General features: G+C 65.3%; 12 protein-coding genes. 8 read left to right on the top strand and 4 right to left on the bottom strand.

Features of this window, described 5'->3' with window-relative positions; translation table 11 throughout:
• Positions 1-3 precede the first annotated feature (3 nt).
• The 4 genes from ruvX to gshB all read right to left on the bottom strand — a co-directional run bounded on the left by ruvX (position 4) and on the right by gshB (position 3,036).
• On the bottom strand, positions 4-444 hold the full coding sequence (ruvX, locus tag E8F06_RS21520) for a Holliday junction resolvase RuvX (protein ID WP_280370842.1): 441 nt from the start codon (positions 442-444) through the stop codon (positions 4-6).
• Positions 444-1,010, bottom strand: a complete 567-nt coding sequence (locus E8F06_RS21525; RefSeq protein WP_190833294.1) for a YqgE/AlgH family protein — start codon at positions 1,008-1,010, stop codon at positions 444-446. The genes ruvX and E8F06_RS21525 overlap by 1 nt, the downstream gene beginning before the upstream one ends.
• Before the next feature lie 113 nt (positions 1,011-1,123).
• Positions 1,124-2,017 carry an energy transducer TonB gene (locus E8F06_RS21530; RefSeq protein WP_280370844.1) on the bottom strand — a complete coding sequence of 298 codons (894 nt, stop codon included), beginning with the start codon at positions 2,015-2,017 and terminating at the stop codon, positions 1,124-1,126.
• A gap of 56 nt (positions 2,018-2,073) precedes the next feature.
• Positions 2,074-3,036 carry a glutathione synthase gene (gene gshB, locus E8F06_RS21535; RefSeq protein ID WP_280370846.1) on the bottom strand — a complete coding sequence of 321 codons (963 nt, stop codon included), beginning with the start codon at positions 3,034-3,036 and terminating at the stop codon, positions 2,074-2,076.
• Between the two features lie 267 nt (positions 3,037-3,303).
• On the opposite strand from gshB, the gene pilG reads away from it, so the two are divergent.
• The 8 genes from pilG (at position 3,304) to E8F06_RS21575 (ending at position 17,353) form a co-directional block, all read left to right on the top strand.
• Entirely contained in the window at positions 3,304-3,711 is a 408-nt protein-coding gene (gene pilG / locus E8F06_RS21540; protein ID WP_003455569.1) for a twitching motility response regulator PilG, read from the top strand.
• Positions 3,712-3,756: 45 nt separating this feature from the next.
• Positions 3,757-4,122: a twitching motility response regulator PilH gene (pilH, locus tag E8F06_RS21545; protein ID WP_151131354.1), complete on the top strand. Its 366-nt coding sequence runs from the start codon at positions 3,757-3,759 to the stop codon at positions 4,120-4,122.
• A 55-nt stretch (positions 4,123-4,177) separates the two neighbouring features.
• On the top strand, positions 4,178-4,714 hold the full coding sequence (locus E8F06_RS21550; RefSeq protein WP_190833300.1) for a chemotaxis protein CheW: 537 nt from the start codon (positions 4,178-4,180) through the stop codon (positions 4,712-4,714).
• Between the two features lie 139 nt (positions 4,715-4,853).
• Positions 4,854-6,902: a methyl-accepting chemotaxis protein gene (locus tag E8F06_RS21555; protein ID WP_280370848.1), complete on the top strand. Its 2,049-nt coding sequence runs from the start codon at positions 4,854-4,856 to the stop codon at positions 6,900-6,902.
• A 62-nt stretch (positions 6,903-6,964) separates the two neighbouring features.
• On the top strand, positions 6,965-7,825 hold the full coding sequence (locus tag E8F06_RS21560; RefSeq protein ID WP_280371001.1) for a protein-glutamate O-methyltransferase: 861 nt from the start codon (positions 6,965-6,967) through the stop codon (positions 7,823-7,825).
• A 9-nt stretch (positions 7,826-7,834) separates the two neighbouring features.
• Positions 7,835-15,853 carry an Hpt domain-containing protein gene (locus E8F06_RS21565; RefSeq protein ID WP_280370850.1) on the top strand — a complete coding sequence of 2,673 codons (8,019 nt, stop codon included), beginning with the start codon at positions 7,835-7,837 and terminating at the stop codon, positions 15,851-15,853.
• A complete protein-coding gene (locus tag E8F06_RS21570; protein WP_280370851.1) occupies positions 15,850-16,869 on the top strand; it encodes a chemotaxis protein CheB in 1,020 nt (339 codons plus the stop codon). Before E8F06_RS21565 ends, E8F06_RS21570 begins: the two co-directional genes overlap by 4 nt.
• A 13-nt stretch (positions 16,870-16,882) precedes the next feature.
• Positions 16,883-17,353, top strand: a complete 471-nt coding sequence (locus E8F06_RS21575) for a chemotaxis protein CheW (protein ID WP_280370853.1) — start codon at positions 16,883-16,885, stop codon at positions 17,351-17,353.
• Positions 17,354-17,505 lie beyond the last annotated feature (152 nt).

Genomic DNA, 17,505 nt, shown 5'->3' on the forward strand with positions numbered 1-17,505 from the left:
GAATCAGGAAGTTGCGGAATTCTCGGCCAGCCAGCCTTCCAGCAGCAGTGCGGCGGCCAGGGCGTCCACCGGACGGTCGCGGTAGCCATCGCGCTGGCCCTGGGCCATGCGGTGGCCCTTCGCTTCGAAGGTGGTCAGGCGTTCGTCGTGGGTGAATACCGGGAGATTGAAGCGGCCATTCAGTCGCCGGGCGAATTTTTCCGCGCGGGCACTCATGTCACTGGGGGTGCCGTCCATGTTCAGCGGCAGGCCGACGACCATGGCGTCGGGCTGCCACTCACGGACCAGGGCTTCGACCTGTTGCCAGTCCGGGACGCCGTTCTGCGCTTTTAGCACCTTCAACTCGCGGGCCTGGCCGGTTACCGCCTGGCCGACGGCAACGCCGATCTGTTTGGTGCCGTAGTCGAAACCGAGCAACAGGCGCAGGGATTTGGGTTCGGCCATCAGGCGTGCCCGGCCTGGGCGGTAAGCAGACTAAGGTTCACGCCCAGGCGCGCGGCGGCCGCCGAAAGGCGCTGCTCGGACGGGGTGTCGAAGAGGATGGACAGGTCCGCCGGGCAGGTCAGCCAGGCGTTGTCACTGAGTTCAGCTTCCAGTTGGCCTGCGTCCCAACCGGCGTAGCCGAGGGCTACCAGGCTCTTCTGCGGACCACTGCCGTCGGCGATTGCAAAGAGCACGTCCTGGGAAGTGGAGAGGGCCAGTTCGCCCAGTTCCAGAGTGGCCTGGAAGCTGTGGCCGGTCGGATGCAGAACGAAGCCGCGGTCGGTTTGCACCGGGCCGCCAGCATAGATGGGCAGGCCTTGGCAGCGCGCCGGCGGAGTGATTTCCGGGCGCAGTTGTTCGAGTACGTCGCTCAGGCTCAGGCCGTTGGGGCGGTTGATCACCAGGCCCATGGCGCCCTGCTCATTGTGCTCCACCAGGTAGGTGACGGTCTGGGCGAAGTTCGGATCGGCCATGTGCGGCATGGCGATCAGAAAATGATGCTTGAGGTAGCTCGGTGCGCTTTTCATGTCGGTTAGTTTCAGGCTTAAGACGGCAGGCTTCAAGCGAAAAGGCTGCGGCGCGGACTCACGCCACGCCGGGACTCTGCCTGAAGCCTAGAGCCAATCTCGTCCTGCTGCTTTCAATTGCTCGACAGGCGGTCGCCGCGCTCGAAGCGCCAGGTGCGGATGATTTCCAGGCGGTCGATATCCGCGAGGTCACCGGTGAAGGGAGCGAAGGGCGCGGCAAGGCGCACGATGCGCATGGCGCCCTGGTCCAGTACCGGCTGGCCGGAGGATTCCAGCACCTGCACCTCGTACAGGGTGCCGTCGCGATTGATCGACACCAGCAGGCGCAGGTTGCCGTAGATGCGCTGGCGGCGGGCTTCGTCCGGGTAGTTGAGATTGCCGATGCGCTCGATCTTCTTGCGCCACTCTTCCTTGTACCAGGCGCCTTTGTCGCGCATGGTCGACGCGGCGTTCAGGCGGTGAATGCGTGGGCGCTTGGCGTAGAGCTGGCGCTCCTTGTCGAGCTCCGCTTCGAGGCTGGCAATTTCGGAGGAGAGCTGCGAGCTGTCGAAGGACGGCGCCGGAGTGGCCTCGGGCTGGGGCTTGGTCTGCTCGCGTTTGACCGTGGTTTTCTGCGGCTGCGGGCTCTTGGTGGCCACGGCGGCCTTGGGCGCTTCCTTCTTCGGTGCCTGGGGCGGTGCGGCGGGGGGCGTGGTCTTGCGGATTTCCTTGTCCTGGAATGGCGCCTGCTCGGTGGTCTTGGGCGTGGCCTTGTGTTCCAGGGTGCCGCTGCCCAGCTGGTTGGCCTGGGCGAGGAAGTCGGCCTTCTTCGGCTTCTCCTCGCTCTTGAAGGTGGCGAGGGTGATTTCCAGGGTCTTGCTGATCTGCTGTGGGTCGCCGACGGTGAAGCCGACACCGAGGATCAGCGCCACGTGCAGCACGGCGGCGAGGAACAGGGTAAAGCCCAGCCGATCCGCCGGGCGGACGCCGGCGGACAGTTGGGTGGAGGTATTCACGGCTGCGTTCATCGCCAGTCAGCTTGCTTCAGTTAGCGGCGAAGTCTGCCGAGCGTCCGCATAAAAGTCTATGAAGCACTCCGCGCATCGAGCTTGCGGGCGATCGCATCCATGAGACGTTCACAAATGCGCGTGTCGTAGGCCTTGTCGATTTCGCGGATACAGGTGGGGCTGGTGACGTTGATCTCGGTGAGGTGCTCGCCGATCACGTCGAGGCCGACGAACAGCAGGCCTTTCTCCCGCAGGGTCGGGCCGACGGCGGCGGCGATTTCACGGTCGCGGTCGGTCAGTGGACGCGCTTCGCCACGACCGCCGGCGGCCAGGTTGCCGCGAGTCTCGCCGGCAGCCGGGATGCGCGCCAGGCAGTAGGGGACCGGCTCGCCATCGATCATCAGGATGCGCTTGTCGCCGTCCTTGATCGCCGGCAGGTAGCCCTGCGCCATGATCTGCTGGCTGCCGTGGGCGGTCAGGGTCTCGAGGATCACCGAGAGGTTCGGGTCACCGGCGCGGTGACGGAAAATCGAGGAACCGCCCATGCCGTCCAGGGGTTTGAGAATGATGTCACGCTGTTCTTCGGCAAACTCGCGCAGAATGTCCGCTCGTCGGCTGACCACGGTTGGCGGCGTGTAATCGGGGAACAGGGTGGCGAAGAACTTCTCGTTGCAGTCGCGAAGGCTCTGCGGGCGGTTCACCACCAGCACGCCGGCCCGTTCGGCTTGTTCCAGCAGGTAGGTGGAGTAGACGAACTCGTTGTCGAAGGGCGGGTCCTTGCGCATCAGGATCACGTCCAGCTCGGCCAGCGGGGTATCGGCCTCCGCTTCCAGCTCGAACCAGTGTTCAGGGTCGAGGAATACCTTCAAGGGGCGCATGCGCGCGCGAGCTTCACCGTTTTTCTGGTATAGGTCCTGCTGCTCCATGTAGAACAGTGACCAGCCGCGCTCCTGGGCGGCCAGTAGCATGGCCAGGGAGCTGTCCTTCTTGAAGGAGATTTGCGCAATGGGGTCCATGACGATCCCGAGGCGAACGCTCATGGGGGGTCTCCGCAACAGGTTTCAAGGGGCGCGCCAAAGCTGGCGGGCCGGTTGGATAAGGCGCTCAGGGTGGCGCCGGCATTGATTGCGGTCAAGGAAAAAACCTTCCCCAGAAAGGGAAGAATCGCAGATGCAGAGGCCGTGTAGCTTGCGTCTGGAGACTGTGCTAAAAAGGCCCGACGATTGGGTCGCAGCCCGTCGGTTGCAGGGCCTCAGGCACATATATAAAGCAGAATAACGACTCACCGAGGCGATGGTAGGGCGAACATGGAACAGCATTCCGAGGGTTTGAAGGTCATGGTGATCGACGATTCGAAAACGATTCGTCGTACAGCCGAGACTCTGCTCAAGAAAGTGGGGTGCGAGGTCATCACCGCAGTTGATGGTTTCGATGCCCTGGCCAAGATCGCCGATTCCCACCCGAACATCATCTTCGTCGACATCATGATGCCGCGCCTGGACGGGTATCAGACCTGCGCCCTGATCAAGAACAACAGTGCTTTTAAATCCACCCCGGTGATCATGCTGTCCTCCAAGGACGGCCTGTTCGACAAGGCCAAGGGTCGCATCGTCGGTTCCGATCAGTACCTCACCAAGCCCTTCAGCAAGGAAGAGCTGCTCGGCGCGATCAAGACTCACGTCCCCGATTTCACCCCGGTGGAGCAAGCCTCCTGAAGTCCGGCCTGAAGGCCGGTGAAGCCTTTCCGTATGGGGAACACCATGGCTCGTATTCTGATTGTTGATGACTCGCCGACCGAGATGTACAAGCTGACTGCCATGCTCGAGAAGCATGGCCACCAGGTACTCAAGGCCGAGAATGGCGCCGACGGCGTGGCCCTGGCCCGCCAGGAGAAGCCGGACGCTGTCCTGATGGACATCGTGATGCCCGGTCTCAATGGCTTCCAGGCGACCCGTCAACTGACCAAGGACGCTGACACCAGTCACATTCCGGTGATTATCGTCACCACCAAGGATCAGGAAACCGATAAGGTCTGGGGCAAGCGCCAGGGCGCGCGTGACTACCTGACCAAGCCGATCGAAGAAGACACGCTGATCAAGACCCTGAATACGGTACTGGCCGGCTGATTGCCGCGCCGGTCCCCGAAACATAACTATTAGAAACAGGCCAAGGCCGGTCGCCATGTCGGATTCGCAGACTCCCTTCCAGCTCCTCTTCGAGATCGACCAGCGCTGTCGCGCGCTGGCGGCTGGCCTGCCTGCGCAGCAGCAGGTGGTGCAGAGCTGGAGCGGTATCGGCTTCCGCATGGGCGAGCGCTTGTTCGTGGCGCCCATGGGCGAGGTCAGCGAAGTGCTGCACGAGCCGCGCCACACCTCGCTTCCCGGTGTGAAGACCTGGGTCAAGGGCGTTTCCAACGTCCGTGGTCGCCTGTTACCGGTCATGGACCTGTGCGGCTTCTTCGGCAGCGAACTTTCGCCGCTGCGCAAACAGCGCCGGGTCCTGGTGGTGGACTATCAGGAGATCTTCGCCGGGCTGATCGTCGACGAAGTCTTCGGCATGCAGCATTTCCTGGTGGATTCCTTCAGCGAGACGCTTCCTCCACTGGAGGCCAGCATCCAGCCGTTCATTCACGGCGTTTTCCATCGCGAGCAGCCCTGGCTGGTATTCAGCCCGCACGCGCTCGCGCAGCACCAGGCGTTCCTCGAGGTGGCTGTCTAGATTCGACGCGGGGCGCATGGCGCTCCGTACCGGTCACCGGGGCAGAGTCTCCGGGGCCAAGGCTTCAAGGTTGGGCCGGCTTTGCCGGCCCTTTGGCGTTACATGGGAATAAGTGGTTGGTCCAGGCGGGGGCCCGATAATGAAAAGACTGAACGCAGGCAATCTGTTCTCCGGGGTGCGCAGCACGTCGCTGATCGCCGGACTCTTCGTGGTCCTGATCGTCGCCATCGTGCTGCTGTTCGCGAACTTCGCGTACCTCAACACCCAGGCGAATTACGACAAGGAATACATCAGCCACGCCGGTGAACTCCGCGTGCTGTCCCAGCGTATCGCCAAGAACTCCAGTGAAGCCGCAGCGGGCAAGGCCGAAGCCTTCGCCTTGCTGAAGGACGCGCGCAACGACTTCGAGAAGCGCTGGAACTTCCTGCAACAGGGTGACGCCACCACCGGCCTGCCTGCGGCACCCGTCGCCGTGAAGGGCGAGATGGATGTGGTGCAGAAGGACTGGGACAGCCTGCGCAAGAACGCCGACGCCATCCTGGCCAGCGAGCAGACCGTACTGTCCCTGCACCAGGTAGCCGCCACCCTGGCCGAAACCATTCCGCAGCTCCAGGTCGAGTACGAGGAAGTCGTGGACATCCTCCTGGAAAGCGGTGCTCCCGCCAGCCAGGTTTCCGTGGCCCAGCGCCAGTCGCTGCTGGCCGAACGTATCCTCGGCTCGGTGAACAAGGTACTGGCCGGTGACGACGACTCGGTTCAGGCCGCCGACATGTTCGGCCGCGACGCCAGCCTGTTCGGCCGCGTACTGAGCGCCATGATCGAAGGCAACGCGGCGATGGAGATCTCCAAGGTCACCAACACCGAGGCCCTTGAGCGCCTGCAGGAGATTTCCGAGCTCTTCGAGTTCGTATCCGGCTCTGTGGACGAGATCCTCGAAACCTCGCCCGAACTCTTCCAGGTCCGTGAATCCGCCAACACCATCTTCACCGGCTCCCAGACCCTGCTGGACAAGGCTTCCGCCCTGACCACCGGCTTCGAGAACCTGGCCAATGGCCGTGGCATGAACACCTTCGCCGGCTACGTGCTGGCCGTGTTCGCCCTGGGCTCGATCATCCTCATCGGCCTGGTGATGGTGCAGAGTACCCGCAACCGACTGGCCGAGACCGCCGCGAAGAACGAACGTAACCAGGCAGCGATTCTGCGACTGCTCGACGAAATCGCCGACCTCGCCGACGGTGACCTGACCGTGGCCGCGACCGTAACCGAGGACTTCACCGGTGCGATCGCTGACTCCATCAACTACTCCATCGACCAGCTCCGCGAGCTGGTGGAAACCATCAACCTGACCGCCGTGCAGGTGGCCGCCGCCGCCCAGGAAACTCAGGCCACCGCCATGCACCTGGCCGAGGCTTCCGAGCACCAGGCCCAGGAAATCGCCGGCGCCTCCGCCGCGATCAACGAAATGGCCGTGTCCATTGACCAGGTATCGGCGAACGCCTCCGAGTCCTCGGCGGTAGCGGAACGTTCCGTAGCCATCGCCAACAAGGGCAACGAAGTGGTGCACAACACCATCACCGGCATGGACAACATCCGTGAGCAGATCCAGGACACCTCGAAGCGGATCAAACGCCTCGGTGAATCGTCCCAGGAGATCGGTGACATCGTTAGCCTGATTAACGACATTGCCGACCAGACCAACATCCTCGCCCTTAACGCCGCGATCCAGGCGTCCATGGCGGGCGACGCGGGCCGCGGCTTCGCCGTGGTAGCGGACGAAGTACAGCGCCTTGCGGAACGTTCCTCCGCCGCGACCAAGCAGATCGAGGCGCTGGTGAAGACCATTCAGACCGACACCAACGAAGCGGTTATCTCCATGGAGCAGACCACGTCCGAAGTGGTCCGCGGTGCCCGCCTGGCCCAGGACGCCGGTGTGGCCCTGGAAGAGATCGAGAAGGTATCCAAGACCCTCGCGGCACTTATCCAGAACATTTCCAACGCCGCTCGTCAGCAAGCGTCCTCCGCGGGCCATATCTCCAACACCATGAACGTGATCCAGGAGATCACCTCGCAGACCTCCGCCGGTACCACCGCCACTGCGAAGAGCATCGGCAACCTGGCGAAGATGGCGAGCGAGATGCGCAAGTCGGTTTCCGGCTTCAAGCTGCCGGAAGCGCAGGACATAGCCTGAGCAGGGGAGGCGCCGCGGCCTGAGGCCGCGGCACGACGGCCATGAATCAAGGGCACGACAGCATGCAGCCAGGCGGCGTCTGGGCCTTGAAACCCCTGGCCGACATGACGACAGCGGAATTCCACGACTGGCAGAAGTTGCTGGAGGAGCGTACCGGCGTGGTGGTCAGCGACCAGCGCCGCTCCTTCCTCCAGGCCAATCTCAGCGCGCGCATGCGTGAGCTGGGGGTGCAGGACTACTCCAGCTACTACCGTCAGGTCACCGATGGCCCGCGTGGCGCGGTGGAATGGTCGACCCTGCTGGATCGGCTGACCGTGCAGGAGACCCGCTTCTTCCGTCACCCGGCTTCCTTCGAGCTGCTCACCGATTATCTGCGGGGGCGTATCGAGGCTGGTCTTGCCCGGCCCCTGGAAATCTGGAGCGTGGGTTGCTCCAGTGGTGAAGAACCCTATTCGCTGGCCATGCTGGCAGCCGAGGCCCTTGGCGGTACCGAACGACCGGATTACTTCGGCGTGACCGGCACCGACATCAGCCTCAGCGCCCTGGCCAAGGCCCGTGAGGGCCTGTATGGCGCAAGGCGCCTGGAACAACTGGAAGCAGCCCTCACCAAGCGCTATTTCCAGGTCCAGGACGATGGCCGTTACAAGATAGTGCCGAGCCTGGCCGCACGGGTGTGCTGCGCACGGCTCAATGTGCTGGAACTGGCGAAGGCGCCAATGTCCGGCATGGACGTAATTTTCTGTCAGAACCTGTTGATCTACTTCCGCCGTTGGCGGCGCCGCGAAATCCTCAACCGCTTGGCCGAGCGCCTGGCGCCGGGAGGCTTGATGGTGCTGGGTGTCGGCGAAGTGGTGGGGTGGCAGCACCCGGATCTCGATCCGGTGCCCAATGAACAGGTTCTGGCATTCACCCGGAAGGGATAGCAGACGGCTATGACTGATCGGCACGACTACGTCGCCCTCGAGTGGGTCAAGGGCGAGATCGCGGAAACCCTGAAGCAGGCGCGGCAGGCTCTGGAGGATTTCGTCGAAAATCCCCAGGACCCGACGCGCATGCGTTTCTGCCTGACCTATATCCATCAGGTCCAGGGCACGCTGCAGATGGTCGAGTTCTACGGCGCGGCCCTGCTCGCCGAAGAAATGGAGCGTCTTGCCCAAGCCCTGATGGAAGGCCGCGCGGCCAACCGGGGCGAGGCCCTGGAAGTGCTGATGCAGGCCATCCTGCAGCTGCCGCCCTACCTGGACCGCATCCAGAGTGCCCGCCGCGACCTGCCGATGGTCCTGCTGCCGCTGCTCAACGACCTGCGTGCTGCCCGTGGCGACAACCTGCTCTCGGAAACCAGCCTGTTCGCCCCGGACCTTTCCAGCGTTCTGCCGGCGCTGTCGATGGACACCCTGGCGCGCATGCGTACTGCCGACCTGCCGGTGCTACTGCGCAAACTGCGGCAGATGCTGCAGACCGCCCTGGTGGGCGTGATCCGCAACCAGGACCTGGCCACCAACCTGGGCTACATGGCTCGGGTGTTCGCGCGTCTCGAATCTCTTTGCCAGGACGCGCCGCTCGGCCCGCTCTGGCAGATCGCCTCCGGCCTGGTGGAAGGCCTGGCCAATGGCTCCGTGGTCAACGGTTCCTCGGTACGCAACCTGCTGCGCCAGGTCGACATGGAACTCAAACGCCTGCTCGAAGAGGGCGCCGATGGTTTCAACCAGGCGGCTTCGGAAGAGCTGGTGAAGAACCTGCTGTTCTACATCGCCAAGGCCCCGGCCCAGTCGCCGCGCATTCGCGCCCTGAAAGAGCGCTATCGCCTCGACGAGGCCCTGCCCGATACCGCCGTGGTGGACGAGGAGCGTGCCCGTCTCGCTGGCCCCGACCGCGATGCCATGCGCTCGGTGGTCACTGCCCTCTGTGAAGAGCTGGTGCGGGTCAAGGACAGTCTCGACCTGTTCGTGCGCAGCGACCGCTCCGGCGTCGCCGAACTGGATTCCCTGCTGCCGCCGCTCAAGCAGATCGCCGACACACTGGCGGTGCTCGGTTTCGGCCAGCCGCGCCGGGTGATCCTCGACCAGATCGACGTCATCCACGGCCTGTCCCTGGGGCAGCGCGATCCCAGCGATGCGGTGCTGATGGATGTGGCCGGTGCACTGCTCTACGTCGAAGCCACCCTGGCCGGTATGGTCGGCCCGGCGGAGCAAGGCGCGGCGGAAGAAAGTCACCTGCCCACCACCGATGTGGCGCAGATCCACCAACTGGTGATCAAGGAGGCGCGCAATGGCCTGGAACAGGCCAAGGACGCCATCATCGAATTCATCGCTTCGCAGTGGAACCATGAGCACCTGGCCCGCGTGCCGGAGCTGCTGACTCAGGCTCGCGGCGGAATGGCGATGATCCCGCTGCCGCGCGCCGCGGCCCTGCTCGAAGCCTGCAACCGCTACATCCTCGAACAACTGCTGGCGCGCAAGGCCGTGCCCAACTGGCAGAGCCTGGACACCCTGGCCGACGCCATCACCAGCGTCGAGTACTACCTCGAACGCCTGTCCGAGGACCATGCCGCCCAGGGTGACCTGATCCTCGACGTCGCCGAGGAAAGCCTCGGCGCCCTGGGTTATCCGCTGCAGGAGAAGCCTTCCATCCTCGACCGCGTGGAAGAGGAAGAAGCCCCGGCGCCCCTGGCCGATCCGCTGCAGGAAATTGAAGTACTGGCCGCCGAAGAGTCGGAGCTGCACCAGCACCTGGACCCGGAAGACGAGCCGGAAGCCGTCATGCCCCAGGCTGCGGACTTCGGGCTTGCGGACGACGGCCTCGACCTGTCGGCACCGCTGGAACCGGTTCAACTCGCCGAAGCGCCGGCCGACGAAGGCGAGCTGCTGGTCTCCGACGACAATTGGAGCCTGGGCGAACTGGAAGCCGAGCCGGCTGCCGAGAGCATCGATCTCAGCCTGGATGCGCCGCTGGAGCTGGCCGAAGCCACTGTGGCCCCGGCCACCGAGGGCGAGCTGCTGGTATCCGACGACAACTGGAGCCTGGGCGAGCTGGAAGCTGAGTCGGCTGCCGAGAGCATCGACCTCAGCCTGGATGCGCCGCTGGAACTGGCCGAAGCCACTGTGGCCCCGGCCGCCGAAGGCGAGCTGCTGGTATCCGACGACAACTGGAGCCTGGGCGAGCTGGAAGCCGAACCGGCTGCCGAGAGCATCGACCTCAGCCTGGATGCGCCGCTGGGGCTGGCCGAAGCCACCGTGGCCCCGGCCGCCGAGGGCGAGCTGCTGGTCTCCGACGACAACTGGAGTCTGGGCGAGCTGGAAGCCGAGCCGGCTGCCGAAAGCATCGATCTCAGCCTGGACATGCCGCTGGAGTTGACCGCAGCGGCTGCCCCCTTGGCTGACGACAACACCTGGAGCCTGGAGGATCTGACCGCCGACGCGGCGGACCTCGTTACCGAGCCCGCCCTGGATACGCCGGCCAAGCCCGAGGCCATTGCCTTCCGGGAGCTGGAGTCCGTGTTGCTGCCGGTAGGCGAAGCCCTCCCCAGCCTCGATCTGGACGAACTGGAAAGCCTGCCCGCCGAAACCGAAGTACCGGTCGCAGGCGATGGCGAACTGCTGAACCTCAGCCTCGACGAGCCGCTGGAGTTCGACGAAGGCCAGCCGTTACCGAGCTTCGATCTGGCCGATCTGGAAGAGCTGCCGCCTGCCTTGCCGGGCGATCCGCCGGCGCTGGACATGTCGCTGGAGAACTTCGAAGCGCTGCCCAGCCTGGACTTCGACGAGCTGGACAGCCTGCCAGGCGCCGAGCCGGTGGCTGAACTGGACGCCTTGAATCTGGAGGACCTGCCGGCGCCCCTGGAGTGGGACGAAGCCGCTCTCGCCGAGCTTGGCCTTCCGGAAGTGGAACTGCCCAGCGCACCGCTGGAAGAACCTGTTGTGGAGCCCGCCGCCGAGCGGCCGCTGTCCCTCGCCGAGGTGATGGCAGCGCCGGTGCCGGCATTCAACCCGCCGGCCCGCGACGTGCCGCCGAGCCTGTTGCCGCCGCCCGCCGACGAAGAACCGATAGACGACGAACTACAGGAAGTCTTCATCGAAGAAGCCGGCGAAGTGCTGGAGACCCTGGCTGAATACCTGCCACGCTGGCGGGCCGACAGCAACGACCGCGACTCGCTGGGTGAAGTGCGTCGCGCCTTCCACACCCTCAAGGGCAGTGGACGCATGGTCCGTGCGCTGATCATCGGCGAGCTGTCCTGGTCGGTCGAGAACCTGCTGAACCGCGTGCTGGACCGCAGCATCGAAACCGACGAGCCGGTGTATCAGGTGGTCCAGGACGTGGTCGACCTGCTGCCCGCCCTGGTCGAGGAGTACGCCGCCAAGGCCCAGCGCCAGCGCGACGACGTCGACCTGCTGGCCGCCACGGCCCATGCGCTGGCCAAGGGGCAGAGCCTCCCAAAATCTGAAGCCCCAGGTTCAGAGCAGGCCGTCGAGCCCGCGGGCGAGCTGCATGCTCCTGTCATCACCGAATCCGGTGAGGCCATGGACCCGCAGTTGCTGGAAATCTTCCGCAACGAGGCGGAGCTGCACCTGGAAACCCTCGCCGGCTTCATCAAGGCTTGCGACCAGGAGTTGCCCCAGACGGTCAACGATGACCTCCAGCGTGCCCTGCACACCCTCAAGGGCAGTGCGCACATGGCCGGCATCATGCCCATCGCGGAAATCGCCACGCCCCTGGAAAAGCTGGCCAAGGAATACAAGACCAACCTGCTCAGCATCGACCTGTCCGAGGCCGAGCTGCTGCATGAGGCGCTGAAGCTGCTGCGTCAGGGAGTGGCCCAGTTGGACAGCACGCCGCTGGCGCCGGTCCCCGGCAGTGAGGCGCTGCTGGAACGCATCCGGAAGCTGCATCAGGACCGCCTGGATGCCGCCAACGCCGCGCGCCGAGACGACAAGGGTGAGACCCGCGACCCGCAGATGATCTCCCTGTTCCTCGCCGAGGGCATGGACATCCTGCTGGACGCCGAAGACCTGCTGCGCCGCTGGCGCGAGCACCCTGCCGAGCGCCAGGAGCTGGGCGCACTGCTGGAAGAGCTGACCACCCTCGGCCGTGGCGCCGAGTTGGCCGAGCTGCCGCAGATCGAAGAACTCTGCGAGGCCCTGCTGGATGTCTATGGCGCGGTCGATGAAGGCAGCCTGCCGGTCAGCGAGCGTTTCTTCGACGAAGCCGAAGCGGCCCACGAGGCCCTGATCGGCATGATGGACCAGGTGGCCGCCGCGCTGGAGGTTACGCCTCAGCCCGAGCGCGCCCAGGCCCTGCGCGACCTGTTGCAGGAAGTGGTGGACCCGGTGGCCCTGGCGCTGCTGGAGCCCGGCATCCCGGACCTGGAAATCGAAGAGCTGGACGCGGATACCGCCGACTGGGCGCGTGCCGGAGACAATCCGCCGTTGCCGGAACCGGCGGAAGAAGCCCAGGTGCTGGAGGACGTCGCGCTTCCCGAGCTGGCTTCGTTCGAACCCGAGGAATTGCCCGAGGCTGCGCCGCTGGACCAGGTCCCGGCCACGCTGGACGAAGAAATGGTGTCCATCTTCCTCGATGAGGCGGTGGATATCCTCGACAGCGCGGGCAAGGCCCTGGAACGCTGGCTAGGCGAGCCGGGCAACAACCCGGCATTGCTGGCCCTGCAACGTGACCTGCACACCCTCAAGGGCGGTGCACGCATGGCCGAGATCCGTCCCATCGGCGATCTCGCCCACGAGCTGGAGTCCCTTTACGAAGGGTTGGTGGATCGTCGCTACAGCCATTCGCCGCGTCTCGCCGGCCTGCTGCAGTCCAGCCATGACTGCCTGGCCTCGCTGCTGGAGCAGCTCCAGGCGCGCCGCGCGCTGTCCGACCCGCTGCAACTGATCCAGGACATCCGTGGCTTCCGCCAGGGCGGTGCGCAGAGCCTGTCGGCCGCCGTGGTGCAGCCGCTGCCTGAATCCGAAGCCTTCGATGCGTTGGACTTCGAGTCGGAGGGAGGCGCTGACCTGGGCGAATCGCCGGCGGCCGCCAATGACGCGCAGGCGGAAGAAGACGACGAAGTCCTCACCGAACTTGTCGCCGATGAGCCCGAGGCCGAGTTGCCAGCGCTTCGAGTTGCCGAAGAGCCGGCCGTCTACGTCGTGCCCCAGGCCTTCGACAGCGACCAGGACCCGGAACTGGTGGAAATCTTCCTCGAGGAAGGTTTCGACATCCTCGACAGTGCCGGCGCCGCCCTGCAGCGCTGGATCGAGGACCCGGACAACAGCCTCGAAATCGAAGCCCTGCAGCGTGACCTGCACACCCTCAAGGGCGGTGCGCGGATGGCCGAGATCGGTCCCATCGGCGATCTCGCCCACGAACTGGAATTCCTTTACGAAGGCCTCTGCGGCGGTCGCCTGCGCGCCAGCCCGGCGCTGTTCAGCCTGCTGCAGGCCTGCCAGGACCGTCTGAGCGAAATGCTCGACGCGGTGCGCGTGCGCCGTCCGCTGCCGGATGGCCAGGCACTGATCGAAGCCATCAAGCACTGGCGCGCCAACCCCACCGAACAACTGAGCATGCCCACTGCGGTGCGCTTGCAGCCGGTGGTCGAGGACGAACTGGAGGCGGTGGCCGAGGCGGACATCCTCGATATCTTCCTGGAAGAGGCCGATGACCTGCTGGAGTCCATGGAAGCGGCCATCGGTCGCTGGGAAGAGGCCCGCGACGACGGCGCCCACGTGGACGAACTGCTGCGTGTACTGCACACCCTCAAGGGCGGTGCGCGCCTGGCCGGGCAGAAGCGCCTGGGCGACCTCACCCATGACCTGGAACAACACCTGATCGAGGCGCAGCAACAGGGCGCGCCCTGGCCGGAGAGCCTGTTCCTCGACGTTCAATCGGGCTACGAAGGCTTGCAGGCGGAACTGGAAGAGCTGCGCCAGCAACTCGACCGGAGCCTGGCCGAAGAACTGCCGGTGCCCACCCCGGCGCCGCGCCAGCCGGAACTGCCCCAGCTGGCCGCACCGATAGTCGCGGCCAGCGCTCAGCCCCTGGTGGTTGGCGAGGAGCGCGTGCTGCCCTTCGTCCAGCGGGCTCGTGAAGCCGCCCAGGAAGCCGCTGCTCGCCGTGCCCCGCAGGAACTGGTGAAAGTACCGGCGGAGCTGCTCGAAGGCCTGGTCAACCTGGCCGGTGAAACCTCCATCTTCCGTGGCCGCGTGGAACAGCAGGTCAGCGACTTCAGCTTCACCCTGAGCGAGATGGAAGCCACCATTGAGCGGGTGCGCGACCAGCTTCGCCGTCTCGATACCGAGACCCAGGCGCAGATCCTCAGTCGCTACCAGGCCGAGGCCGAACGCGCCGGCTACGAGGACTTCGACCCGCTGGAAATGGACCGCCACTCGCAGCTGCAGCAGCTGTCGCGGGCGTTGTTCGAATCCGCGTCCGACTTGCTCGACCTCAAGGAAACCCTGGCGGCGAAGAACCGCGACGCGGAAACCCTGCTGCTGCAACAGGCACGGGTGAACACCGAGCTGCAGGAAGGCCTGATGCGCACCCGCATGGTGCCCTTCGACCGCCTGGTGCCGCGTCTGCGTCGCATCGTCCGGCAGGTGGCCAGCGAACTCGATAAACAGGTGGAATTCGTCGTCGGCAACGCCGAAGGCGAAATGGACCGTACCGTGCTGGAACGCATGGTGGCGCCGCTGGAACACATGCTGCGCAACGCGGTCGACCACGGCATCGAGAATGCCGAGGCACGCCGTGCTGCCGGCAAGTCTTCGAGCGGCACCATTCGCCTGAATCTCGGTCGCGAGGGTGGGGATATCGTCCTGACCCTGGCCGACGACGGCGCCGGCATCAAGTTCGAAGCGGTGCGCCGCAAGGCCATCGAGCGCGGCATGATGGACGCCGAGTCCGACCTGTCGGACCACGAAGTGCTGCAGTTCATCCTCGAACCGGGCTTCTCCACCGCCGACAAGGTCACCCAGATTTCCGGCCGTGGCGTCGGCATGGACGTGGTGCATTCCGAGGTGAAACAGCTCGGCGGCACCATGAGCATCGACTCGACGCCGGGCGAGGGCAGCCGCTTCCTCATCCGCCTGCCGTTCACCGTGTCGGTGAACCGCGCGCTGATGGTGCTCTCCGGCGAGGACCTCTACGCCATCCCGCTGAATACCATCGAAGGTATCGTGCGGGTTTCGCCCTACGAGCTGGAAACCTATTACCAGCCGGACGCACCGCGCTTCGAGTACGCCGGGCAGAACTACGAGCTGAAGTACCTGGGCGACCTGCTGGACAACGGCCAGCAGCCCAAGCTGGTAGGCCAGAGCCTGCCGCTGCCGGTGATCCTGGTGCGCTCTTCCGAGCACGCCGTGGCCGTGCAGGTGGACGCCCTGGTGGGTTCCCGCGAAATCGTGGTGAAGAGTCTCGGCGCGCAATTCGCTGGGGTCCACGGCATCTCCGGCGCCACCATCCTCGGTGACGGCCGAGTGGTGGTGATCCTCGACCTGCTGGCGACCATCCGTTCGCGTCACGCGCACCTGGTGCAACCGCTGCTGCGTACGGCCAGCGCCAACCTGCTGCCGGTGGAGGTGGACGTGGAGCGTCCGCCGCTGGTGATGGTGGTGGACGACTCGGTGACCGTGCGCAAGGTCACCAGCCGCCTGCTGGAGCGCAACGGCATGAACGTGCTCACCGCCAAGGACGGGGTAGATGCCATTGCCCTGCTGCAGGAGCAACGTCCTGACATCATGCTGCTGGACATCGAGATGCCGCGCATGGACGGCTTCGAAGTGGCGACCCTGGTGCGCCATGACGAACGCCTGAAGGACCTGCCGATCATCATGATCACCTCGCGTACCGGCGAGAAACACCGCGAGCGCGCCATGGCCATCGGCGTAAATGACTACCTGGGCAAGCCCTATCAGGAGTCCTTGCTGCTCGAAACCATCCAGCATCTGGTCAAACGGACATGACAGAGAAGACTTCCGCACGCATCGCCGTGCTCGCCGACACCTCGTTGCAGCGCCATGTGCTGCAGCAGGCGCTGACCGGAAACGGCTACCAGGTGGTGCTCAACAGCGACCCCGCCCGCCTCGATGAGGAAGCCCTGGGGGCCTGCGAAACGGACCTCTGGCTGGTGGATCTGGCCCTGTCCGAAGACTCGCCCCTGGTGGACAACCTGCTGGAACACGCCAGCGCACCGGTGCTGTTCGGCGAGGGGCACGCACCCGAGCGCCATTCCGAGCACTACCCGCGCTGGGAACGGCGCCTGTTCGGCAAGCTGAAGAAACTGGTGGGTGATCCGGCGGTGGCGGTAGGGCCGAGCCTGGAAACCCTGCTGGCCGAGGCGCAGCGTCCGTCCCGCCTGGAGCTGCCCAGGGCGCTTGCCGATACCCCGTTGGTGGCGGGCGAGCCCGCGCGCCAGGTTTGGCTGCTGGCCGCTTCCCTCGGTGGTCCGGCGGCGGTCAAGGCGTTCCTCGACGCGCTGCCTGGCGGCCTGCCTATCGGGTTCATCTATGCCCAACACATCGACCCCAGCTTCGAGGGCGCGCTGCCCCAAGCAGTCGGTCGCCACAGCCAGTGGCACGTCAACCAGGCCCGCCATGCCGACGCCGTGCGTTGCGGCGAAGTGGTGGTGGTGCCCATCAGCCGCGAGCTGAATTTCGCCGACGACGGCCGCATGCAGGTGGGCGAACGCCCCTGGCCGGAACCCTACAGCCCGTCCATCGACCAGGCCATGCTCAACCTCGCCCAGCACTTCGGCGCCCAGTGCGGCGTCATCGCCTTCAGCGGCATGGGCAGCGACGGCAGTGCCGCCGCCGCCTACCTGCGCCGCCAGGGCGGGTTGATCTGGACCCAGAGCGCCGAATCCTGCGCCTGTTCGAGCATGCCCGACAGCCTGCGCGAAGGTGGCTACAGCGGCTTCAGCGGCGACCCGCGCGAGCTGGCCGCCAAGCTGGTCGAACATCTGGCCGCGCAGTTCAGCTAACCCAGGATTTCCCATGAGCCAAGCCGTTACCACCCAGAACAGTGCCGCCAGCCTTACCGGGCTGCTGCTGCCGCTGTCCGACCGTACCCTGCTGGTGCCCAACGTGGCGCTGGCTGAACTCATTCCCTACCGTGCGCCCCAGGCGACGCCGGGCCTGCCCGCCTGGCTGTTGGGCCAGGTGGCCTGGCGCGACCTGCGCCTGCCGCTGCTGTCCTTCGAAGCTGCCGCGGGCGGTGAGGTAAAGGTGGGATCGGGTGCCCGGGTGGCGGTACTCAACGCCCTCGGCGGCCGTCCGCACGTGAAGTTCATCGCCCTGCTGCTGCAGGGCATTCCCCGCTCGCTGAAGCTGGAAAACGACCTGCGCCGCGCCAATGCACCGCTGTCGATCCTTGAGCTGGATTCGGTGCAGCTGGGCACCGACGTGGCGAAGATCCCGGACCTGATGGCCCTGGAGCAGATGCTGGTGGATGCCGGACTGATCTGAGCACCGTAGGTTGGTCCGAGCGTAGCGAGGCCCAGCGTTTCTTCGGTTATCCCGCTTGTTGGGCTTCGCGTAGCTCAGACCAACCTACGTCAGTACTGCGTCTGTGCTGGCGGATGTCGGACTGATCTGAGCACCGTAGGTTGGTCCGAGCG

Origin of the sequence: Pseudomonas sp. BN411 (genome assembly GCF_029871235.1) — a bacterium.
In the GTDB taxonomy this organism is placed as follows: domain Bacteria; phylum Pseudomonadota; class Gammaproteobacteria; order Pseudomonadales; family Pseudomonadaceae; genus Metapseudomonas.

What these genes read in the sequence shown, in the direction of transcription:
- ruvX (WP_280370842.1), bottom strand. Translation starts at nt 444, where the DNA reads ATGGCCGAACCCAAATCCCTGCGCCTGTTGCTCGGTTTCGACTACGGC.
- E8F06_RS21525 (WP_190833294.1), bottom strand. Translation starts at nt 1,010, where the DNA reads ATGAAAAGCGCACCGAGCTACCTCAAGCATCATTTTCTGATCGCCATG.
- E8F06_RS21530 (WP_280370844.1), bottom strand. Translation starts at nt 2,017, where the DNA reads ATGAACGCAGCCGTGAATACCTCCACCCAACTGTCCGCCGGCGTCCGC.
- gshB (WP_280370846.1), bottom strand. Translation starts at nt 3,036, where the DNA reads ATGAGCGTTCGCCTCGGGATCGTCATGGACCCCATTGCGCAAATCTCC.
- pilG (WP_003455569.1), top strand. Translation starts at nt 3,304, where the DNA reads ATGGAACAGCATTCCGAGGGTTTGAAGGTCATGGTGATCGACGATTCG.
- pilH (WP_151131354.1), top strand. Translation starts at nt 3,757, where the DNA reads ATGGCTCGTATTCTGATTGTTGATGACTCGCCGACCGAGATGTACAAG.
- E8F06_RS21550 (WP_190833300.1), top strand. Translation starts at nt 4,178, where the DNA reads ATGTCGGATTCGCAGACTCCCTTCCAGCTCCTCTTCGAGATCGACCAG.
- E8F06_RS21555 (WP_280370848.1), top strand. Translation starts at nt 4,854, where the DNA reads ATGAAAAGACTGAACGCAGGCAATCTGTTCTCCGGGGTGCGCAGCACG.
- E8F06_RS21560 (WP_280371001.1), top strand. Translation starts at nt 6,965, where the DNA reads ATGCAGCCAGGCGGCGTCTGGGCCTTGAAACCCCTGGCCGACATGACG.
- E8F06_RS21565 (WP_280370850.1), top strand. Translation starts at nt 7,835, where the DNA reads ATGACTGATCGGCACGACTACGTCGCCCTCGAGTGGGTCAAGGGCGAG.
- E8F06_RS21570 (WP_280370851.1), top strand. Translation starts at nt 15,850, where the DNA reads ATGACAGAGAAGACTTCCGCACGCATCGCCGTGCTCGCCGACACCTCG.
- E8F06_RS21575 (WP_280370853.1), top strand. Translation starts at nt 16,883, where the DNA reads ATGAGCCAAGCCGTTACCACCCAGAACAGTGCCGCCAGCCTTACCGGG.